Consider the following 21090-nt stretch of genomic DNA (forward strand, 5'->3'; position numbering starts at 1 on the left):
CCTATTCCCGCGCCGTCTTGGTGTTGCTTGCCTGCGCGCGTGGTCGGACCACGAGCAGGTCGATGTTGACGTGCGGCGGCCGGCTGAGCGCCCACGCGATCGTGTCGGCGACGTCGTCGGCCACGAGCGGCTGGTAGCCCTCGTAGACCTTGGCCGCCCGCTCGGCGTCGCCGCCGAACCGGACGAGGGCGAACTCCTCGGTCGCGACGGCGCCGGGAGCGATCTGGATCACCCGGATCGGCTCGCCGACGATCTCCCAGCGGAGCGTCGTCGCGAGCATCCGCTCGGCGTGCTTCACCCCGGTGTACCCCGCGCCGCCCTCGTAGGCGCCGTCGGCCGCTGTCGACGTGACCACGAGCACGTCCCCGCCGCCACCCGCCCGCAACGCCGGCAGGAGGGCCTGGGTCACCCGCAGCGTGCCGAGCACGTTGACCTCGTACATGCGGCGCCAGTCGTCGATCGAGGACGTCTCGACGGGATCGAGGCCGAACGCCCCGCCGGCGTTGTTGACCAGGGCGGTCAGCCCACCGGTGGCCTCGACGTGCGCCGCGAGCCGGGCGACGTCCTCGTCGACGGTGAGGTCGGCGGGAAACGCCTCGGCACCGGTCTCGGCCGCGAGCGCGGCGAGTCGGTCGGCCCGGCGCGCCACGGCGACGACGTCCCAGCCGTCGTGTCGCAGGCGGCGGACGGTCGCCGCCCCGATCCCGCTCGACGCTCCGGTGACGACGGCGCGCGGCGTGGTGCTGGTCATGACGGGCTCCCGTTCAGTTGACATGCTCATGGACTCACGTTCCCCCGCCCCCACCCCTTCGTCGAGTGGAGCGTTCTGCACGCGACACGCGGGCGTGTCGCGGCAGAACGCTCCACTCGACGGGGTGGGGTGGGGGGTCAGGTGGCGGACTCGACCGCGGTCAGGGCCGCGTCGTAGATCGCGAGGGCGCGTGCCACCTCGTCGTCGGTCACGATGCACGGCGGGACCACGTGGATGCGGTTGTCTGCGAGGAAGGGCAGCAGCTCGCGTGCCATCAGCTCGCGCTTCACCGCCCCCATGGTCGCGGCGCTCACCGGTGTACTCGCCTCCCGGTCGCTCACCAGCTCGAGGGCCCAGAAGACCCCGACACCGCGCACGTCGCCGATCATCGGGTGGCGCACCGCCAGCTCGGCGAGACCCGGGGCGATCACCTCCGCTCCGATCCGCGCCGCGTTCTCGACGATCCGCTCGTCCTCCATCGCCTCGATCGTCGCGACGATCGAGGCCATCGCGAGCGGATGACCCGAGTACGTCAGGCCACCCGGGAAGACCCTGTCGTCGAACGCCGAGGCGATGCGCTCGGAGATGACCACACCGCCCGCCGGGACGTAGCCCGAGTTCACGCCCTTGGCGAAGGTGATGAGGTCCGGGACGACGTCGTGGGCGTCGAACGCGAACCACCGGCCGGTCCGGCCGAACCCGGCCATCACCTCGTCCAGGATCAGGACGAGGTCGTACCGGTCCGCGAGCGCACGGACCCCCGCGAGGTAGCCGGGCGGCGGCACGAGGATCCCGCCGGTCCCGACGATCGTCTCGATGAGGATCGCCGCGATCGACGCCGGCCCCTCGGACTGGATCACCCGCTCGAGGTGCCGGAGCGCGCGCTCGGACTCCTGCTCGGGCGTGCTCGCCCAGAACTCGCTGCGGTACAGGTACGGGCCGAAGAAGTGCACGTGACCGCGCGCGAACTCGTTGGGGATCCGGCGCCAGTCGCCCGTCGCCACGACGGCCGCACCGGTGTTCCCGTGGTACGACCGGTAGAACGAGAGCACCTTGTCGCGTCCCGTCACCTGGCGCGCCATCCGGATCGCGTTCTCGTTGGCGTCCGCGCCGGCGTTGGTGAAGAAGACCTTCGAGAAGCTCGCCGGCGCGTGCGACAGGATCTTCTCGGCGGCGAGCCCGCGCGGCAGCACCGCGTGCGAGGGCGCCACGGTCGTCAAGACCTGTGCCTGCTCGACGATCGCCGCGACGACACGCGGGTGCTGGTGGCCGATGTTCGTGTTGACGAGCTGGCTCGAGAAGTCGAGGTACCGCGAGCCGTCCGCGGTCTCCACCTCGCAGCCGTGCGCCGTCGTGACCACCAGGGGGTCCAGCGTCGCCTGGGCGGACCAGGAGTGGAAGACGTGCTCGCGGTCGAGCGTGTACGCGAGCTGTCCGTCCGGCTGTGCCGTCATGTCCTGTGCCTCTCCGAGGTCTGCGGCGCGATGCCTGCTCTTGAAATGTCACTCTGCGTGTTGAACATTTCTGTGACGTGTCCCTATGTTTCGTGGCCGAGAACGTCTGTGTCAACGAGGTAAACATCTGCGCCCGACGCGCCGTCCCGAGCCCCCCGATGCCGGCCGACCGCGCGGGACGCAGCACCATGGGCCGATGGACCTAGCCCTCCACGTCGAGGACCGCAGCCCACGGGGCATCGCGGCGACCGTGGCGCGCCTCGTGCGGTCCGGCGAGCTGCGACCGGGCGACCGGTTGCCGACCGTGCGTGAGCTCGCCTCCCGGCTCGCTGTGAGCCCGGCGACCGTCAGTGGCGCCTGGCAGGCCCTCTCGGCCCTCGGTCTCGTCACGTCGCGCGGCCGCGCCGGGACGTTCGTGCTGCCCGAGCCGGCGAGCTGGCTGCCTCCGCGGTACCGCGACCTCGCCGGCGGGCCGGGAGCCGCGCGGCTCGACCTCTCCACCGGCACCCCCGACCCCGCGCTCCTCCCGGTGCTCGGCCCCGCCATGGCGCGCGTGGCCGCGCGCACGCACGCCGCCGACACCGCCACGTACGTGTCGTCCCCGACGATCGAGCCCCTCGAGAGGCTCCTGAGGGAGTCCTGGCCGTTCCAGGCCCAGCGGATCACCGTCGTCAACGGCGCCATGGACGGGCTGAGCCGCACCCTCGAGCAGGTCGCCGGGTACGGGGACCGGGTGGCCGTCGAGGACCCGGGCTTCCCCCGCTCTTCGACCTGCTCGACACCCTGGGCCTGGAACGCGTCCCGGTCCCGGTCGACCACCAGGGCATGCGCCCGGATCGCCTGGTCACGGCATTGCGCTCCGGCGTCGCTGCGATCGTCCTCCAGCCCCGCGCCCAGAACCCGACCGGGGTCAGCATGTCCTCGACGCGCGCCCGCGAGCTCGCGTCGGCGATCCGGACCCGCAGCACCGACGCGTCGCTCCTGGTGATCGAGGACGACCACTCCGGTGCGATCGCCTCGGCGCGACCCGTGAGCCTCGGCAGCTACCTGCCCGACCGCGTCGTGCACGTCCGCTCGTACTCGAAGTCGCACGGTCCCGACCTGCGCATCGCCGCCGTGGGAGGTCCGGCCACGGTGCTCGACCGGATCGTCGCACGCCGGATGCTCGGACCCGGGTGGACCAGCAGGATGCTCCAGCAGATCCTGGTGGACCTCCTCACCGACGACGCGGCGCTCGAGACGATCGCCGAGGCGAGGAGCGCCTACCACGACCGGCAGCGGGCGCTGTCCGCCGCACTCGCGAACCACGGCCTGCGGGTGCCGCCCGGTGACGGGATCAACCTCTGGCTCCCGGTACGGGACGAGGAGGCCGCCCTGGTGATCCTCGAGGCCGCCGGTGTCCGGGTGGCGCGCGGGGCGCCGTTCCGCTCCGGACCGCTGCCGGCCGGCGCCCAGGGCCACGTGCGCGTGACCGTGGGGATGCTGAGCGAGGACGCCGACGCCGTCGCCCACCTGCTCGCCGTCGCGGCCGCCGGCTGACGCCCGCCGCCGAGTCGCGCCGGATGACGCACCCCGGTGGACCAGGCAGACTGAGGCCCCGATCGGTCGACACCCTGGGAGGACCTGCGTGAAGGTCACCGTCGTCTCCGGTGGCGTGGGCGGCGCCCGCTTCACCCGAGGCCTGCTGGCGCTGCTCGCCGAACGCCTTCCCGACGGCCAGGGGGGCACGACGGCCGCGGTCACGGTCGTCGCGAACACCGGTGACGACATGTGGCTCCATGGCGTGCGCGTGTGCCCCGACCTCGACACGCTGATGTACACCCTCGGCGGGACGGTGCACGAGGACCAGGGCTGGGGGCGGCGCGACGAGAGCAGCCGGGTGTCGGCGGACCTCGCCGCCTACGACGTCGGGTGGGAGTGGTTCACCCTCGGCGACCTCGACCTCGCGACGCACCTGGCCCGCACCCAGCTCCTCCGTGCAGGACTGCCGCTGTCCGCCGTGACGGCCCACCTGTGCCGGCGGTGGCGGCCCGGGGCGACGCTCGTCCCGATGACCGACCAGGAGGTCGAGACCCATGTCGCCGTGGACGACGGCGCCGGTGGTGAGCAGCTCCTGCACTTCGAGGAGTGGTGGGTGCGGCATCGCGCGAGCCTGCCGGCACGGCGGTTCGTCCAGGTCGGCCTCGCGGGCGCGACGGCCGCACCGGGCGTCGTCGAGGCGATCACCGACGCCGACGTGGTCGTCCTCCCCCCGTCGAACCCGGTGGTGTCGGTCGGCACCGTGCTCGCGATCCCCGGCGTCCGCGACGCGATCACCGCGACGCGCGCGCCGGTCGTCGGTGTGTCACCGGTGATCGGCGGCGCTGCCGTGCGCGGGATGGCGGACGCGTGCCTGCAGACGATCGGCGTGGCGACGTCGGCCGAGGCGATCGCGCGGCACTACGGGCTGCGGTCGCAGGGCGGCGTCCTCGACGCCTGGCTCGTCGACACCGTGGACGCCGGTGCCGCGACGGCCCTGGCCGCCGACGGCTGGTCCGCACGTGCCTTGCCGACCCTCATGACCGACGTCCCGGCGACGGCCCGGATCGCCGCGGCGGCTCTCGAGCTCGTCGGCCTCTGACCACACGTCGGCCTCTGACCACACGTCAGCGGCCGAGCGGGCCCGGTCGATCGGTGCGCCGCGGCCGTGCGAGCGACCCGACCACACGCAGCACCCTGCGGGTCCGGTCCCCCACGCCGAGGGCGATCACGGCCGGGAGGTCGTCGGGCACGTCCACGTCGTGACCGAGCCCGGAGCCGGGCGCGAGCGCGATCCGGACGTGCCCGCGGTCGAGGTGCGCCTGCGCCGACCCCGCGCCGAAGGCCGGGTGCACCGGGACCCCGGGCAGCGCCGTGAGCAGCGTCGTCCCGGCGCCGGTCGCGTCGGTCACGACCCCGAGCGGATGGGCCGCCGCGGCGGCGAGCGCCTCGTCGACGTCGGTCGCGTGCAGCGCCGGGAGATCGCCGAGAAGCACGCCGACGCCATGGGTCGGGTCGAGGCTGCGCGCATGGTCGATGCCGGCGCGCACCGCCCGGTTGAGGTCCGGCGGCTGCGGCTCGTGGACCACGTCCATGGCCGCGCCGACGGCAGCCTCGCGGACCCTGCGGACGGTGTCCGCGTCGCTCGTCACGACGACGATCCGGTCGACGCGCTCCGCTGCTGCGGCCGCCGCGACCGTGTCGGCCGTCATCGCACGCACGAGTGACATGCGTGGCCCCGGAGCGAGCCACCAGGACAGCCGCGACTTGCCCTCCTGCGGCGGCTTGAGCGGGACGACGAGGGTCCACCGGAGGCCGCTCACGTCAGCCTTGCCCGTCCGCGACCGCCGCCTGCGCATCCGCCCACCCCTGCGCGTACGCCTCGGCGCTGCCCTGGGCGAACATGTCGTCCGGACCGAGCCGGACCACCGCGCGCGCACCCGGGCCGTCCTCGTCGGTCACGAGGTGGCCGAGACCCCGGACGACGGCGATCGGCCGCCCGTCGCTCTTGCCCTTGACGAGCTCCGCGGCCGCGGCGATCTCGTCCGCGACCGCCGTGACGGTCGCCGTCAGCAGACGCCCGTGGGTGTCCCGCTCGCCGCGCAGGTCGTCGAGGACGACGACACCCGCGGCGCCGATGGCGAGGTCGGTCACGCCCTGGCGCCACGGCCGGCCTGCGGTGTCGGTCACGACCACGCCGATCCGCACGCCGAGCCGTCGCTGCAGCCCCGCCCGGATCGTGCGTGCCGAGGCATCGGGGTCCAGCGGGAGCAGGAGGACCGTCCCGTCGGGGGTGTTGCTCGCATCGACACCGGCGGCGGCCATCACCAGCCCGAGGCGGTTCTCGACGATCCGCGTGGTGCCACCCGGGTGCTCACGCGTGGCCACGACGCGGACCGTCTCGTCCGTGATCGCCTGCTCGCGGTCGTGCGCGGCGACCACGCGTCCTTCGGACTTGGAGACGATCTTGGAGGTGATGACGACGATGTCGCCGTCCTGCAGGCCGGCGAGGACGGGGGCCGTCAGGGCGACGAGGTCGTCGCCGGGGTTCACCTCGGGGAGCCCGTCCGGTGCCCAGACGGTGAACGGGCCCGTCACCGCACTAGCGCCGGCAGCACGTCGCGACCGAACGTCTCGATCCACTCGCGCTGGTTCCGGCCCACGTTGTGCAGGTACACCCGGTCGAAGCCGAGGTCCACGTACTTCTGGATCTCGGCCCGGTGCCGGTCCGGGTCCGCGGAGATGACCATGCGCCCCTCGAAGTCCTCGGGTCGCACGAGCCGCGCCATCTGCTCGAAGTCGAACGGCGACCGGATGTCGGCCTTCGGGAACTTCATGCCGCCGTTCGGCCACTCGGTCATCGCGTTGGCGAGCGCCTGCTCGTCGGTCTCGGCCCAGGACAGGTGGAGCTGGAGCACCTTCGGCATCGTGGCGGGGTCCTTGCCCGCGTCCCGCGCCCCTTCGTCGAACTTCGCGAAGAGACCCGAGATCTTCTCGAGCGGGGCACCGACCGTGATCAGGCCGTCGGCGTGGCGGCCCGCGCGCTTGGCGGTCACCGGTCCGGCGGTCGCGACGAGGATCTCGGGCGGCACCTCCGGCATCGTCCACAGCCGCGTGGACTCGAGCTTGTAGAACGGGCCCGCGTGCTTGACGTCCTTGCCGGCGAGCGACGCGGAGAACAGCTTCGAGATGATCTCGATCGCCTCGAACATCCGGTTGATCCGCTCGGGCGCCTCGGGCCAGTAGCCGGCGACGACGTGCTCGTTGAGCGCCTCGCCGGACCCCAGGCCGAGCCAGTGCCGACCGGGGTACATCGCGGCGAGCGTCGCGGACGCCTGGGCGACCATCGCCGGGTGCCAACGGAACGTCGGTGCCGTCACGCCCGGACCGAGATCGCCGACGGTGCGCTCCCCCAGCGCGGCGAGGACGTTCCACACGAAGGCCGACTGGCCCTGCGCGGGCACCCACGGCTGGAAGTGGTCCGCCGCCATGACCCCGGAGAACCCGTGCTGCTCGGCGAGCACCGAGAGCTCGACGACCTCGGTCGGGTGGAACTGCTCGAGCATCGCCGCGTATCCGACTGTCAGACCCTGCGCCACAACCCACTCCTCGTCTCGCCGACCTGCTGCAGCGAGGGTAACCCGCGCAGGTGACGGGCAGATTTCCGGTGGCGCACGATCTGTGCACGGCCGGTCGGCGGCATCTGGGAGAATGCCTGACCATGAGCGACTCCCCCCGGACCGAGACCACCGCAGCCCTGCCGACGCCGTCCCCGACGACCTCCCGGGTACCGGACAAGGTCTCCCTCGAGGGACTCGAGAGCCGCTGGGACGCGGCCTGGAGCGCGCAGGGGACGTACGACTTCGACCGCACCGCCGTCCGTTCCGACGTGTACTCGATCGACACCCCGCCGCCCACCGTCTCCGGCTCGTTGCACGTGGGCCATGTGTTCTCCTACACGCACACCGACATCGTCGCGCGCTACTGGCGGATGCGCGGGAAGTCGGTCTTCTACCCGATGGGCTGGGACGACAACGGCCTCCCGACCGAACGTCGCGTGCAGAACTACTACGGCGTGCGCTGCGACCCGTCGCTGCCGTACGTCGAGGGCTACCAGCCGCCGCTCGAGGGCGCCGAGGGCAAGAGCGTCCGGGCGGCGGACCAGCAGCCGATCAGCCGGAAGAACTTCGTCGAGCTCTGCGAGCGCCTGACCGCCGAGGACGAGAAGCAGTTCGAGGCTCTGTGGCGCCACCTGGGGCTCTCGGTCGACTGGCGGCACCACTACCAGACGATCGGTCGCACGGCGCAGGCGACCGCGCAGACGGCGTTCCTGCGCAACCTCGCGCGGGACGAGGCCTACCAGGCCGAGGCGCCCGGCCTGTGGGACGTCACGTTCCAGACCGCCGTCGCGCAGGCCGAGCTCGAGGCCCGTGACTACCCGGGGCACTTCCACAAGGTCGCGTTCCACGCCCCGGAGGGCCCGGTCTTCATCGAGACCACCCGCCCGGAGCTGCTGCCGGCCTGCGTCGCCCTGATCGCGCACCCCGACGACGAGCGCTACCAGCACCTGTTCGGCACGACGGTGCGGTCGCCGCTGTTCGACGTCGAGGTGCCCGTACTGGCCCACCCGGCCGCCGAGCCGGACAAGGGCGCCGGCATCGCGATGTGCTGCACGTTCGGCGACCTGACCGACGTGCAGTGGTGGCGCGAGCTGCAGCTCCCGACGCGCTCGATCCTCACCCGCGACGGCCGGCTGACCCGCGAGGTGCCCGACTGGATCGCCACCGCGCCCGCGGTCGAGCTGTTCGAGGCGATCGCCGGCAAGACGACCTTCTCCGCACGCGCGGCGATCGTGGACGCGCTGCGCGACTCCGGCGACCTCGACGGGGAGCCGGTCGCGACGCAGCGCAAGGCCAACTTCTTCGAGAAGGGCGACAAGCCCCTCGAGATCGTCACGAGCCGCCAGTGGTACATCCGCAACGGCGGCAGGGACGCCGCTCTCAACACCGCCCTGCTCGCGCGCGGTGCCGAGCTCGACTTCCACCCCGAGTTCATGCAGGTCCGCTACGAGAACTGGGTCGGCGGCCTGAACGGCGACTGGCTCGTGTCGCGGCAGCGGTTCTTCGGTGTCCCGATCCCGGTGTGGTACCCGCTCGACGCGGACGGCGAGCCTCGGTGGGACGCCCCGATCGTCCCGCCGGAGGAGATCCTGCCGATCGACCCGTCGTCGGACGTCCCGGCCGGCTACACCGCCGACCAGCGCGGTCAGGCCGGTGGCTTCATCGGGGACCCGGACATCATGGACACGTGGGCGACGTCGTCCCTCACGCCGCAGATCGCCGGCGGGTGGCTCGCCGACCCGGATCTCTTCGCGCGGGTCTTCCCGATGGACCTCCGTCCTCAGGGCCAGGACATCATCCGGACGTGGCTGTTCTCGACGGTCGTCCGTTCGCACCTGGAGCACGGGTCGCTGCCGTGGAGCGACGCCGCGATCTCCGGATGGATCCTCGATCCCGACCGCAAGAAGATGAGCAAGTCCAAGGGCAACGTCGTGACCCCGATGGGTCTCCTGGAGGAGCACGGCTCGGACGCGGTGCGCTACTGGGCGGCGTCGGCCCGCCTCGGCACCGATGCCGCGTTCGAGGTCGGTCAGATGAAGATCGGCCGCCGCCTCGCGATCAAGGTGCTCAACGCGAGCAAGTTCGCGCTGTCGTTCGCCGGTGACGGCGAGGTGCCCCTCGACCCGGCCCTGGTCACCGAGGCCCTCGACAAGGCCATGCTCGCGGGTCTTGCGGACGTGGTCGAGAAGGCGACGGCGGCCCTCACGGCGTACGACCACACGCGCGCGCTCGAGCTCACCGAGACGTTCTTCTGGACGTTCTGCGACGACTACCTCGAGCTCGTCAAGGACCGTGCGTACGGCGCGGACGCCGCCGAGGGCGCCGCCCCGTCGGCCGCCACGGTGTCGGCGCGCACGAGCCTCGGCCTGGCGCTCGACACTCTCCTCCGGCTGTTCGCACCGGTGCTCCCGTTCGCGACCGAGGAGGTCTGGTCGTGGTGGCGCGAGGGGTCGATCCACCGTGCCGCGTGGCCGGTGGCGGAGCCGCTGCGGGCTGCGGCGGGGGACGCCGACCCGACAGTCCTCGGGGCTGCAGGCACCGCGCTGGCAGCTCTGCGCAAGGTCAAGTCGGAGGCGAAGGTCTCCCAGCGCACGGTCCTCACCGAGGTCGAGCTCGCGGTGCCCGCCGGTACCCTCGCCGGCGTCCGCCTCGCCTTCGAGGACGTCCGGTCCGCCGGGCGCGTCACGGAGCTCGTCCTCGTGGCCGACGACTCGCTCGAGGTGCCGGTCGTGCGCACCGTGGAGCTCGCGGCGAGCTGATCCGTCCGATCGTCGCCGGGTCCGCGCTCCCCCTGAGGGTGCCGGGCCCGGCACCTTGCGCTGCACAAAAGAGGACAAACGTCCCACGTTTGCCAGATGATGCATATCCATGATGTGCTGTGAATGCTTACTCGTGATCGACGTCCAGGAGTCACCATGCGCACCTCCCTCCGCCTCGCCGCCCCCCTCGTCGCCGGGGCCATGCTCCTGGCCGGGTGCAGCAGCACCAGCACCCCCGCCGCGTCCTCCTCGGCCGCGGGTGGCGTCACGCTCGTCAAGGCGGGCACGCTGACGGTCTGCACGAACCCGCCGTACGAGCCGTTCGAGTACACCGACGCCTCCGGCAAGGTCGTCGGCTTCGACATCGACCTCACCAACGAGGTCGCGAAGGACCTCGGAGTGACGCTCACCACGGTCGTCTCACCGTTCGAGTCCATCCAGTCCGGGGTGGCCCTCGACACCAACACCTGCGACATCGTCGCGTCCGGCATCACGATCACGCCGGAGCGTGAGGCGAAGATCGACTTCTCGGACCCGTACTTCAATGCGGACCAGGGCCTCCTCGTCAAGGCCGGCTCGAGCCTCAAGACCGCCGCGGACCTCGTGGGCAAGAAGGTCGCCGTCCAGCAGGCCACCACGGGTGAGACCTGGGCGAAGGACCACAACCTGGACGCAGTCCAGTTCGAGGATCTCGGCCTGCAGGTCCAGGCGCTCCAGACCGGCCAGGTCGACGCCGTGATCAACGACGTCGCCGTCCTCGGCCCGTTCGTCAAGCAGGGCTACTCGATGAACGCGAACTTCTCCACGGGCGAGAAGTACGGCCTCGGGGTGAAGAAGGGCAACACCGCGCTGCTCGACGCCGTCAACAAGACGCTCGCGCGCGTCCAGTCGGACGGCACGTACACGACGCTCTACACGAAGAACATCGGCACCGCGCCCTCGGCGAGCTGAGATGACGACCACGATGACCGGCGCCCCGATCCCGGGGGCGCCGGTCCGCCCACGGATGAGCCCTCGACGTCGGGCCCGGATATCGCGCGGCATCCAGTACACGGTGCTGCTGATCGCCCTGCTCGTACTCGCCCTCGCCACGGACTGGCACCGCGTCGGGACACAGTTCTTCAACCTCGACGTCGCGCGGGAGCTTCTGCACAGCATCCCGAACGCGTTCCGGAACACCGTGGTGTACACCGCGGCGGCCTTCGCCGTCGGGCTCAGCCTCGGCATGCTGCTCGCGCTCATGAAGCTCTCCCCGGTGCGCCCCTACCGCTGGATCGCGACCGCCTACATCGAGTTCTTCCGCGGCATCCCCGCCCTGCTCGTGGTGATCTCGTTCGGCTTCGCGGTACCGATCGCCCTCGGTGTCTCGATCGAGTCCCTCACCCTCAAGGCCGCCCTCGCCCTCGGCATGGTCTCCGCCGCCTACATCGCCGAGACGTTGCGGGCCGGGCTGCAGGCCGTGCCTCGCGGGCAGGTCGAGGCGGCCAGGTCACTGGGGATGTCCCAGGGGCGCACCCTCGCCACCGTGGTGATCCCGCAGGCGTTCCGCATCGTGCTGCCGCCGATGACCAACGAGTTCATCCTGCTCACCAAGGACACCTCGCTGATCTACCTGATGGGCCTGCAGGTGAGCCAGTACGACCTCACGAAGGTCGGTCGCGAGGCGCTCAACAGCGCCCACGGCGGCCTGACGGCGCTCTTCGTGATCGGCGCGGCCTACCTCCTCATCACGATCCCGCTCGGCCTGCTCGCGCGGTGGCTCGAGACCCGCACCGGAAAGGCGCGCCGTTCATGAGCACTCCCGTCGTCGAGATCACCGGCCTGCACAAGGCCTTCGGGACCCACGAGGTCCTCAAGGGGATCGACCTCGAGATCGACGCCGGCGACGTCGTCTGCGTGATCGGCCCGTCCGGCTCGGGAAAGTCCACCCTGCTCCGCTGCGTGAACCTGCTCGAGCAGCCGTCCGCCGGCACGATCACGGTGCTCGGCACCGAGGTCACCGACCCGGATGTCGACATCGACCGTGTCCGGACCCGCGTCGGCATGGTGTTCCAGCAGTTCAACCTGTTCCCCCACCTCGACGTTCTCGCCAACTGCACCGTCGCGCAGCGCAAGGTGCTGCACCGGTCGGCTGACGAGGCCTCTGCGATCGCGATGGCGAACCTCGACCGGGTCGGCCTCGCCGACCGCGCCCACTCGCACCCGACCGAGCTGTCCGGCGGACAGCAGCAGCGCGTCGCGATCGCCCGTTCGTTGTCGATGGACCCCCAGCTCATGCTCTTCGACGAGCCGACCTCGGCCCTCGACCCCGAGCTCGTCGGGGACGTGCTCACGGTCATGCGCGAGCTCGCCGACTCCGGCATGACGATGCTCGTCGTGACCCACGAGATGGCCTTCGCGCGTGAGGTCGCCGACCGGGTGGTCTTCATGGACGACGGCGTCGTCGTCGAGCAGGGCACGCCCGACCTCGTGATCGGCGCCCCGACGCAGCCCCGGACGCGCGACTTCCTGCAGCGGGTCCTCGACCCGACGCACCGCCACCCCTCCGCGACCTGACCGAGCCTCCCGGGTCGCTCGTCTCACAGGACCGGCACAGCGACTAGTCTCGGTGGGCCACCCGCCCGGGGCGGCGGATCGACGAGGAGACGTCGTGGACGAGACCATCCCCCCTGCCATCGCCGGCGCCCCGACGGGGTCCGTCCCGCACCGCGACGAGGCGACCACGCCCGGCTTCGTCGAGGTCGACCCGGCGCTGTCGATCCCCGCGATGCTCGCCGCGCGGGTCTCGCGTTCTCCTGAGGGCACGCTGATCGAACGCAAGACCGGCCTCGGCGGAAGCTGGACGCCGGTCTCCGCGCGGGCGTTCGCCGCCGAGGTCGCCTCGGTGGCGAAGGGCCTTGTCAGCCACGGCATCGCTCCCGGGGACCGGGTCGGGCTGATGTCCCGCACCCGGTACGAGTGGACCGTCCTCGACTTCGCGATCTGGCAGGCCGGGGCCGTCCCCGTGCCGGTGTACGAGACGAGCTCGGCCGACCAGGTCCAGTGGATCCTCTCGGACGCCGACGCCCGCCTCGTGGTCGTCGAGACCTCCGCGCACGCCTCGCTCGTCGAGAGCACCCGGCCGGCGCTCCCCCGGCTCGGTGCGATCCTCGTGATCGACGAGGGTGCCGTGGCGGACCTCGTCGCCGCCGGGAGCTCCGTCACCGACGCCGAGATCGCACGCCGCGCCGGCCTCGCGGGCTGGGACGACCTCGCGACGATCATCTACACGTCCGGCACCACGGGTCGGCCCAAGGGCGTCGAGCTCACCCACGGGAACTTCTGCGCCCTCACCCTCAACGGGGTTCATGGTCTGGGGCCGGTGTGCGCCCAACCGCACTCGCGCACCTTGCTGTTCATGCCGCTCGCGCACGTCTTCGCGCGCTTCATCGAGGTGCTGTGCATCCCGTCCGGCGCGGTGCTGGGCCACACCCCGGACACCCGGAACCTGCTCGCCGACCTCGGGAGCTTCCACCCGACGTTCATCCTGTCCGTCCCGCGCGTCTTCGAGAAGGTCTACAACTCCGCGGAGCAGAAAGCCGGTCACGGCGTGAAGCTCCGGCTCTTCCGGTGGGCCGCCAAGGTCTCGATCACCTACTCGCGTGCGCTCGAGAGCCCCGGCGGCCCAGGCCTCCTGATCACCGCGCAGCACACCGTCGCCGGCGTGCTGGTCTACCGCAAGCTCCGTGACGCCCTGGGCGGACGCGCGGAGTACGCCGTCTCGGGCGGGGCGCCGCTCGGCGAGCGCCTCGGTCACTTCTACCGCGGGATCGGGCTGCGCGTGCTGGAAGGCTACGGCCTCACCGAGACGACGTCCGCGACGACCGTGAACATGCCCGAGATGACGAAGATCGGGACCGTCGGACCGCCCTTCCCCGGTACCTCGGCCCGGATCGCGGACGACGGCGAGGTCGAGGTGTCCGGTCCTCACGTCTTCCGCGGGTACCACAACAACCCCGCGGCGACCGGCGAGGTCCTGGTCGACGGGTGGTTCCGCACCGGCGACCTCGGCACGCTCGACGCCGACGGCTACCTGAGGATCACCGGACGCAAGAAGGAGATCATCGTCACCGCCGGCGGCAAGAACGTGGCACCGGCGCTCCTCGAGGACCGCCTGCGCGGGCACCCGCTGGTGAGCCAGGTCGTCGTCGTCGGTGACCAGCGGCCCTTCATCGGCGCACTCGTCACCCTCGACGCCGAGATGCTGCCCGGCTGGCTCGCGAACCACGGCATGCCCGCCATGTCGGTCGACGCCGCGGCGAAGGACCACGCGGTCCTCGCCGCCCTGGATCGTGCCGTTCTCCGCGCCAACGAGGCGGTGTCCCGGGCCGAGTCCATCCGCAAGGTGCGGGTGCTCACGGCGGACTTCAGCGAGGAGAACGGGTACCTGACGCCGTCGCTCAAGGTCAGGCGCGCCCGGGTGCTGGAGGACTTCGCCCACGAGATCGACGCCCTGTACGTCGACGACCGCCGCTCACCGAGTTCCTGACTCCGCCGGGGCCACACGGCTCGGGGCCGGCCGGGCGACGGCCCGACCGGCCCCGACCGCCTGCCCTCAGACGATCGAGTGCATGCGTTTGCGATCGCTGCTCAGGCTCGGCACCGACTCGCTCGGTGTGGAGCCGTCCGACCAGCGGAGCAGGACACCGACGCCGTCGACGAGGTCCACCGCACCGTTCGTCGCGAACGTGAGACCCGCATCCTGGCCCACCGCGGCTCGGACGAGCGCGATGTCCGCCGGGAGCTCACGTGCCCCCTCGGTGACCCCGATCGCCTCGAGCTCCGCCCGGGTGAGCGCGAGCTGCAGCGGGTCCGGCCCGACCCAGGCCGTCCGCCCGGCGATCGGCGAGGACGCGCCGGCGATCGACTCGTGCAGCACGAGCTCACGCGCCTGCCCCCGTCGCAGCACCGTGATGACATCGCTGAGCTCGGTGACCGCACCGGTGCCTCGCCCTTGCTCCTCGCGGAACTGCGCGAGGACCGCACCCGACCGCGCGGCCCGGTGCGCAGCGAGCGCAGCACGTAGCTGTGCCGCGAACGCGGCCTGGTTCACCCCGTCGCTCCGCGACCCGCCCGGCACCTCGATCCACATCGCACGAGTCCGCTGCCCGACGGACTCGTGGACCAGGGCCACCGCGCGGACGTCGCCCGCCACGAGCACCAGCTCCGGCCGCTTCTCGGCGACCACCTTGTCGATGTCGGCTGCGACCGCCTGGGCATTCCGTTCCCAGGAGTCCTCCGCGCGTGCATGGGTACGGCGATCCGACAGCCCGCTCTCGTTCCCCTTGTGGACCACGTCATGGCCGCCGTCCACGACCTCGACCTGCCGGGTCGGGTGAGGTCCCGTCTCGTCGGTGAAGGTGAGGTCCGCACCCTGCCGGTCGACCACGACCAGCAGCGAACGAGTGGACTCGCATGCCGCACGCACCACCGGCAGCAGCGCCGGAGCCGGGCCCCGCACCGCCCAGGACCGCACGGGTGGCGTGGCGAGCAGGCGGTCCACCCGCACGCCCTCGGCATCCGCGACGATCACCCGCCCGTGCGGCTCACGCAGGTGCGTCGGTCGCGCGACGACGTCGCCGATCTCCTCGAGGAGGCCCTCTGGTGCACCCTCGTGCACGAGGTCACGGCGCAAGGCCCGCCATCGGTCCACTGCCGCCTCCGCACCGGCTGAGTCCGCTCGGGTGGCGTCGAGGCAGACCGTGATGAAAGGAGCAGGACGTCCGAGCAGCGGCTTGAGCCAGTGAAGTTCCATGGGCAGCCTCCGTGTGGGCAGCGGAGCCCGGTTCGCGTCGAGCACCGCACCGGGCCTGACTCCTCTACCTTCGTCCTCCGTGCGCACCCGCGCCACCCATCGCGCCGGTGCGCTCCGGATCAGGCTCCGGAGCTGCGTTCCGAGGCGATCGCCTCGTGGTGGCGGATGACCTCGTCGACGATGAACGCCAGGAACTTCTCCGCGAAGACCGGGTCGAGCTCGGCCTCCCGCGCGAGCTCACGCAGCCGTGCGACCTGCTGCAGCTCGCGCGCCGGGTCCGACGGCGGGAGCCCACGCGCTGCCTTGAGGACCCCGACCTGCTGGGTGGCCTTGAAGCGCTCGGCGAGCAGGAAGACCAGTGCGGCGTCGATGTTGTCGATCGAGCCTCGCAGGCGGACGAGCTCGGCAGGCAGCTCGATGCTCGGTCGATCGTCGGGGGCCGCGGAGAGGGGGGGCTCGGAGGTCACGCCGTCGATCCTAGGTGCCGGAGACGGAGATCAGGCGCTCTTCTCACGCGGCGCACGCTTGGGTGCGACGACCTCACGGGGGACGAGGGTCGGGTACACGTTCTCGAGGACGACCTCGCGCGAGATCACGACGCGCTCGACGTCGTCCCGGCTGGGCACCTCGAACATGACCTGCTGAAGGACCTCTTCCATGATCGCGCGCAACCCCCGCGCCCCGGTGCCGCGCAGGAGGGCCTGGTCGGCGATCGCACCGACGGCGTCCTCGGTGAACTCGAGCTCGACGCCGTCGATCTGGAACATCCGCTGGTACTGCTTGACGAGCGCGTTGCGCGGCTCGGTGAGGATGCGGACCAGGGCGTTCTGGTCGAGCGGTGCCACCGTGGTGATCACCGGCACGCGCCCGATGAACTCCGGGATCAGACCGAACTTCAGCAGGTCCTCCGGCATGACCTCGCCGAAGACGTCGACGTCGTCCGCGGAGTGCAGCGGCGCCCCGAAGCCGATGCCGCGACGCCCGGCACGGGACGTGATGATCTCGTCGAGACCGGCGAAGGCTCCGGCGACGATGAACAGCACATTGGTCGTGTCGATCTGGATGAACTCCTGGTGCGGGTGCTTGCGGCCGCCCTGCGGTGGCACCGACGCCGTGGTCCCCTCGAGGATCTTGAGGAGCGCCTGCTGGACGCCCTCCCCCGACACGTCACGCGTGATCGACGGGTTCTCGCTCTTGCGCGCGATCTTGTCGACCTCGTCGATGTAGATGATCCCGGTCTCGGCCTTCTTCACGTCGAAGTCGGCGGCCTGGATGAGCTTGAGCAGGATGTTCTCGACGTCCTCGCCGACGTACCCGGCCTCGGTCAACGCCGTCGCGTCCGCGATCGCGAAGGGGACGTTGAGCATCTTCGCCAGCGTCTGGGCGAGGTAGGTCTTCCCGCAGCCGGTGGGCCCGATCAGCAGGATGTTGGACTTCGCGATCTCGACGGACTCACCGTCGGTGCCGGTCCCGCGGCCCGTCTCCGCCGCCTGGATCCGCTTGTAGTGGTTGTACACCGCGACGGCGAGCGACCGCTTGGCGGGCTCCTGGCCGATCACGTACTGCTCGAGGAACTCGAAGATCTCCTTCGGCTTCGGCAGCTCGACCATGCCGACCTCGGTTGCCTCGGCGAGCTCTTCCTCGATGATCTCGTTGCAGAGGTCGATGCACTCGTCGCAGATGTAGACGCCCGGGCCCGCGATCAGCTTCTTGACCTGCTTCTGGGACTTCCCGCAGAAGGAACACTTGAGGAGGTCAGCCCCGTCCCCGATGCGTGCCACTGCGGTCCCCTTCCGTCCTGTCGCTCCACGCCTCGTGGCGGCAGCGCCCTGCGCGCGCCTGCCTGGCCGCGGTGCTCAGTCCATTGCACACCACGGACGCCGTGATGTCAGCCGCACCGCATGAGAGTCCCCGACGTGTTGCCGGACCGTGATCTTCACGGCTCCGGTCGGGTAGGTCTTCGGACCTACCCGACCGGGGTGACGCCTCACGCCGGGAGGACGGCCGCCTTGCGGCTCGCGAGCACCTGGTCGACGAGGCCGTACTCCAGGGCCTCGGCAGCCGTGAGGATCTTGTCGCGCTCGATGTCGTTGCGCACCTGGTCGACCTCGCGGCCGGTGTGCTTGGCGAGCGTCTCCTCGAGCCACTCGCGCATGCGGATCAGCTCGTTGGCGTGGATCTCGATGTCCGACGCCTGGGCGTAGCCGCCACCTTCCATCGCGGGCTGGTGGATCAGCACCCGGGCGTTCGGGAGGGCCAGCCGCTTCCCGGGCGTCCCGGCACCGAGCAGGACGGCCGCCGCCGACGCGGCCTGCCCGAGGCACACCGTCTGGATCTGCGGCTTGATGTACTGCATGGTGTCGTAGATCGCCGTCATCGCGGTGAACGAGCCACCCGGTGAGTTGATGTACAGGATGATGTCGCGGTCCGGGTCGGTGCTCTCGAGCACCAGGAGCTGGGCCATGACGTCGTCGGCCGACGCGTCGTCGACCTGCACCCCGAGGAAGATGATCCGGTCCTCGAACAGCTTGGTGTACGGGTCCTGGCGCTTGAAGCCGTAGGCCGTCCGCTCCTCGAACTGCGGCAGCACGTACCGCGCGCCCGGTGCGCCGTACGGCAGCGCACGGCCGCCTGCGAGGCGCTCGGCCCCGGCGTAGAACTGTGACTCGATGCTCACGAGGGACTCCCTGGTGTCATCTGCCGGCACTCTGGCCGGCAGGCTCGATGGTCGACGGGTTCGGCGGCGCCACGGGGCGCCGCTGCGGTCAGGAGGCCGTGGTGCCGCCACCACCGGCGACGGAGCCGGCGTGCGCGACGACGTGGTCCACGAACCCGTACTCGAGCGCCTCAGGCGCCGTGAACCACCGGTCGCGGTCGGAGTCGGCGTGGATCTGCTCGACGGTCTTGCCGGTCTGCCCGGCGATGAGCTCGGCGAGGACCGTCTTCATGTGCAGGATCAGCTGCGCGTTGATGCGCACGTCCGTCGCCGTACCACCGATGCCACCGGAGGGCTGGTGCATCATGACGCGTGCGTGCGGCGTCGCGTAGCGCTTGCCCTTGGTGCCGGAGGACAGCAGGAACTGGCCCATGGACGCCGCCATGCCCATCGCGATGGTCGCGACGTCCGGCTGGATGAACTGCATCGTGTCGTAGATGGCCATGCCCGCGGTGATCGATCCACCCGGCGAGTTGATGTAGAGCCAGATGTCCTTGTCGGGGTCCTCCGCTGCGAGCAGCATCATCTGGGCGCAGATCGCGTTCGCGTTCTCGTCCCGCACCTCGGAACCCAGCCAGATGATCCGCTCGCGCAGCAACCGGTTGTAGATGTGGTCATTGAGGCCGAATCCCGGAGACTCTGCCCGGGCGATCGCCGGCGTCTGGTCGTTCACGAAGGCTCCCTCGTCTGGCTGCGTGCTTCATGGTCGACCCGGAACGGGTGCGACCCCTGCTTGTGCAGTGACCCTAACGCGACGGGTGGGACGCGTTCGTCCCGTCCACGGGGGTTTTCGCTGACGGCGCAGCGTCGTCGCCCGGAGCCGCGGGGACGACGACGGCCCCGCGCGCCAGGCGTGCGGGGCCGTCGTCGAACGAACGAACGGATCAGGCCTCGGTGGTCTCGTCGTCCCAGATGATGTCGCCGGCCACGTCTCCCGCGACGGTCTCCGCCGAGGTGTCCTCGCTGCCCGCGCCCTCGAGCGCGGCATCGCCCTCGTCCGACCCGATGAACTCCGTCAGGTCGACCGTGGCGCCGTCGGCGGTCACGATGCTGACGTGGCGCAGGGCGACGGCCAGGGCCTTGGAGCGGCTGACCTCGCCGACCATCGCGGGGATCTGACCCTGCTGGTCGACGGTCTGGATGAACTCGTTCGGGTCCATGCCGTACTGCCGCGAAGCGCTCACGAGGTACTCGAGCAGCTCGTTCTGGCTGATCTTCACCTCGAGCTGCTCGGCGAGCGTGTCGAGGAGGATCTGGTTCCGGAGCGCCGCAGTGGCCTGCTCGGTCACCTCGGCGCGGTGCACGTCGTCGTTCTCACGGCCCTCGGAGCTCAGGTGACGCTCGACCTCGGCCTCGATCACGCCGGCCGGGACCGGGATCTCGATGTCCGCGAGGAGCTTCTCGAGAAGCAGGTCGCGAGCCTGGACCGCCTGGCCGTTCGCCTTCGAGCGGCCGGCCTGCTCGCGCAGGTCCACGAGGAGCTCCTCGAGCGTGTCGAACTCGCTCGCGAGCTGGGCGAAGTCGTCGTCCGCGGCGGGCAGGTCGCGCTGCTTGACCGACGTCGCGGTCACCGTGACGAGGGCGTCCTCGCCGGCGTGCTCGCCACCGACCAGGGCCGAGGTGAAGGTCGTCGTCTCGCCGGCCGACAGCCCGGTGAGCGCCTCGTCGAGGCCCTCGAGCATGTTGCCCGCGCCGATCTGGTAGCTGATGCCGCTGACCTGGTCGACCTCCTCGTCACCGATCGTCGCAGCGAGGTCGAGGACGACGAAGTCTCCCTCGGCGGCCGGCCGGTCGACGCCGACCAGCGTGCCGAAGCGCTCGCGCAGGCTGTCGAGGCTCGTGGTGACGTCCTCGTCGGTGACCTCGAGCGAGTCGACGGTCAGCGTCACGGCGTCGAGCGGCGGCACGGTGATCTCCGGGCGGACCTCGACCTCGGCCGTGAAGTGCAGCTCGCCCTCCGTCCCGGCGACGTCGGGGACCTTCGTGACCTCGACGGAGGGCTGACCCAGCGGGCGCACCTTCGCCTCGATCACGGCCTGCCGGTAGAAGCCGTCCAGCCCCTCGTTGATCGCGTGCTCGAGCACGGCACCGCGCCCGACGCGCTGGTCGATGATCCGCGGGGGAACCTTGCCCTTGCGGAAACCGGGGACGTTGACCTGCTCCGCGATATGCACGTAGGCGTGGTCGATGCTCGGCTTGAGCTCGTCGTACGGCACCTCGACGGTCAGCTTGACCTTGGTGGCGTCCACGGTCTCGACAGCGCTCTTCACTTCGATGATCTCCAACTGATCGGGGTGGTGGACACCGGATCCCCGGCGTCAGGTCAGGCGCACACGGGGCGCCGACGTGACCATGACTGGGCCGCGATGCTCCGATACGGCACGTGCGGGCGCGAACCCGCACAACCTGACGATCGTACGCCACAGGGCACCGGCGACGCGAAGCGCGTGCCCGGTCCGCACGGCGGTCACCGAGGCG

At 71.2% G+C, this 21090-nt stretch carries 18 protein-coding genes and 1 pseudogene; 8 read left to right on the plus strand and 11 right to left on the minus strand.

Annotation, left to right across the window (positions count from 1 at the left end; all coding sequences use genetic code 11):
* Position 1: 1 nt before the first annotated feature.
* Both LJB74_RS02800 and LJB74_RS02805 read right to left on the minus strand, forming a co-directional pair.
* Positions 2-751 carry an SDR family oxidoreductase gene (locus LJB74_RS02800; RefSeq protein WP_259307098.1) on the minus strand — a complete coding sequence of 250 codons (750 nt, stop codon included), beginning with the start codon at positions 749-751 and terminating at the stop codon, positions 2-4.
* A gap of 137 nt (positions 752-888) precedes the next feature.
* Complete coding sequence (locus LJB74_RS02805) at positions 889-2205, minus strand: aspartate aminotransferase family protein (protein WP_259307099.1); 1317 nt, start codon at positions 2203-2205, stop codon at positions 889-891.
* 196 nt (positions 2206-2401) lie between these two features.
* On the opposite strand from LJB74_RS02805, the pseudogene LJB74_RS02810 reads away from it, so the two are divergent.
* The 3 genes and pseudogenes from LJB74_RS02810 to cofD all read left to right on the plus strand — a co-directional run.
* Positions 2402-2563, plus strand: a pseudogene (locus LJB74_RS02810) (GntR family transcriptional regulator); the annotation flags it as partial.
* Positions 2564-3030: 467 nt separating this feature from the next.
* Complete coding sequence (locus LJB74_RS02815) at positions 3031-3744, plus strand: aminotransferase class I/II-fold pyridoxal phosphate-dependent enzyme (protein WP_259307100.1); 714 nt, start codon at positions 3031-3033, stop codon at positions 3742-3744.
* An 88-nt stretch (positions 3745-3832) separates the two neighbouring features.
* Complete coding sequence (cofD, locus tag LJB74_RS02820; RefSeq protein ID WP_259307101.1) at positions 3833-4825, plus strand: 2-phospho-L-lactate transferase; 993 nt, start codon at positions 3833-3835, stop codon at positions 4823-4825.
* 25 nt (positions 4826-4850) lie between these two features.
* Here the strand turns inward: cofD and cofC are convergent, their stop codons facing one another.
* The 3 genes from cofC to LJB74_RS02835 are packed head-to-tail and all read right to left on the minus strand — an operon-like array spanning position 4851 to position 7322.
* Positions 4851-5546, minus strand: a complete 696-nt coding sequence (gene cofC / locus LJB74_RS02825) for a 2-phospho-L-lactate guanylyltransferase (protein ID WP_259307102.1) — start codon at positions 5544-5546, stop codon at positions 4851-4853.
* Between the two features lies 1 nt (position 5547).
* Complete coding sequence (locus LJB74_RS02830; RefSeq protein WP_259307103.1) at positions 5548-6321, minus strand: coenzyme F420-0:L-glutamate ligase; 774 nt, start codon at positions 6319-6321, stop codon at positions 5548-5550.
* The gene (locus tag LJB74_RS02835; RefSeq protein ID WP_259307104.1) at positions 6318-7322 is read right to left on the minus strand and encodes a TIGR03557 family F420-dependent LLM class oxidoreductase; all 1005 of its coding nucleotides are present in this window, start codon (positions 7320-7322) and stop codon (positions 6318-6320) included. The genes LJB74_RS02830 and LJB74_RS02835 overlap by 4 nt, the downstream gene beginning before the upstream one ends.
* Positions 7323-7444: 122 nt before the next feature.
* On the opposite strand from LJB74_RS02835, the gene valS reads away from it, so the two are divergent.
* The 5 genes from valS (at position 7445) to LJB74_RS02860 (ending at position 14630) form a co-directional block, all read left to right on the plus strand.
* A complete protein-coding gene (gene valS, locus LJB74_RS02840; RefSeq protein ID WP_259307105.1) occupies positions 7445-10102 on the plus strand; it encodes a valine--tRNA ligase in 2658 nt (885 codons plus the stop codon).
* 156 nt (positions 10103-10258) lie between these two features.
* On the plus strand, positions 10259-11053 hold the full coding sequence (locus tag LJB74_RS02845; RefSeq protein ID WP_259307106.1) for a basic amino acid ABC transporter substrate-binding protein: 795 nt from the start codon (positions 10259-10261) through the stop codon (positions 11051-11053).
* Between the two features lies 1 nt (position 11054).
* The gene (locus LJB74_RS02850; protein WP_259307107.1) at positions 11055-11897 is read left to right on the plus strand and encodes an amino acid ABC transporter permease; all 843 of its coding nucleotides are present in this window, start codon (positions 11055-11057) and stop codon (positions 11895-11897) included.
* Complete coding sequence (locus LJB74_RS02855) at positions 11894-12658, plus strand: amino acid ABC transporter ATP-binding protein (protein WP_259307108.1); 765 nt, start codon at positions 11894-11896, stop codon at positions 12656-12658. Before LJB74_RS02850 ends, LJB74_RS02855 begins: the two co-directional genes overlap by 4 nt.
* Positions 12659-12869: 211 nt before the next feature.
* A complete protein-coding gene (locus LJB74_RS02860; RefSeq protein WP_259310262.1) occupies positions 12870-14630 on the plus strand; it encodes a long-chain fatty acid--CoA ligase in 1761 nt (586 codons plus the stop codon).
* A 66-nt stretch (positions 14631-14696) separates the two neighbouring features.
* Here the strand turns inward: LJB74_RS02860 and LJB74_RS02865 are convergent, their stop codons facing one another.
* From LJB74_RS02865 to tig, 6 genes are all read right to left on the minus strand, one after another.
* The gene (locus LJB74_RS02865) at positions 14697-15896 is read right to left on the minus strand and encodes a Vms1/Ankzf1 family peptidyl-tRNA hydrolase (protein ID WP_259307109.1); all 1200 of its coding nucleotides are present in this window, start codon (positions 15894-15896) and stop codon (positions 14697-14699) included.
* Between the two features lie 119 nt (positions 15897-16015).
* Positions 16016-16363 carry a chorismate mutase gene (locus LJB74_RS02870; RefSeq protein ID WP_259307110.1) on the minus strand — a complete coding sequence of 116 codons (348 nt, stop codon included), beginning with the start codon at positions 16361-16363 and terminating at the stop codon, positions 16016-16018.
* A 30-nt stretch (positions 16364-16393) separates the two neighbouring features.
* Entirely contained in the window at positions 16394-17677 is a 1284-nt protein-coding gene (clpX, locus tag LJB74_RS02875) for an ATP-dependent Clp protease ATP-binding subunit ClpX (protein WP_259307111.1), read from the minus strand.
* A 206-nt stretch (positions 17678-17883) separates the two neighbouring features.
* On the minus strand, positions 17884-18573 hold the full coding sequence (locus LJB74_RS02880; protein ID WP_310650796.1) for an ATP-dependent Clp protease proteolytic subunit: 690 nt from the start codon (positions 18571-18573) through the stop codon (positions 17884-17886).
* An 88-nt stretch (positions 18574-18661) separates the two neighbouring features.
* The gene (locus tag LJB74_RS02885; RefSeq protein WP_259307112.1) at positions 18662-19285 is read right to left on the minus strand and encodes an ATP-dependent Clp protease proteolytic subunit; all 624 of its coding nucleotides are present in this window, start codon (positions 19283-19285) and stop codon (positions 18662-18664) included.
* A 211-nt stretch (positions 19286-19496) separates the two neighbouring features.
* Positions 19497-20882, minus strand: a complete 1386-nt coding sequence (gene tig / locus LJB74_RS02890; protein WP_259310264.1) for a trigger factor — start codon at positions 20880-20882, stop codon at positions 19497-19499.
* Positions 20883-21090: the final 208 nt, after the last annotated feature.

Origin of the sequence: Cellulomonas sp. P24 (genome assembly GCF_024704385.1) — a bacterium.
In the GTDB taxonomy this organism is placed as follows: Bacteria; Actinomycetota; Actinomycetes; order Actinomycetales; family Cellulomonadaceae; genus JAJDFX01.

Coding starts and splice junctions, on each gene's coding strand:
- LJB74_RS02800 (WP_259307098.1), bottom strand. CDS start 751: ATGACCAGCACCACGCCGCGCGCCGTCGTCACCGGAGCGTCGAGCGGG.
- LJB74_RS02805 (WP_259307099.1), bottom strand. CDS start 2,205: ATGACGGCACAGCCGGACGGACAGCTCGCGTACACGCTCGACCGCGAG.
- LJB74_RS02815 (WP_259307100.1), top strand. CDS start 3,031: ATGCGCCCGGATCGCCTGGTCACGGCATTGCGCTCCGGCGTCGCTGCG.
- valS (WP_259307105.1), top strand. CDS start 7,445: ATGAGCGACTCCCCCCGGACCGAGACCACCGCAGCCCTGCCGACGCCG.
- LJB74_RS02845 (WP_259307106.1), top strand. CDS start 10,259: ATGCGCACCTCCCTCCGCCTCGCCGCCCCCCTCGTCGCCGGGGCCATG.
- LJB74_RS02850 (WP_259307107.1), top strand. CDS start 11,055: ATGACGACCACGATGACCGGCGCCCCGATCCCGGGGGCGCCGGTCCGC.
- LJB74_RS02855 (WP_259307108.1), top strand. CDS start 11,894: ATGAGCACTCCCGTCGTCGAGATCACCGGCCTGCACAAGGCCTTCGGG.
- LJB74_RS02860 (WP_259310262.1), top strand. CDS start 12,870: ATGCTCGCCGCGCGGGTCTCGCGTTCTCCTGAGGGCACGCTGATCGAA.
- LJB74_RS02865 (WP_259307109.1), bottom strand. CDS start 15,896: ATGGAACTTCACTGGCTCAAGCCGCTGCTCGGACGTCCTGCTCCTTTC.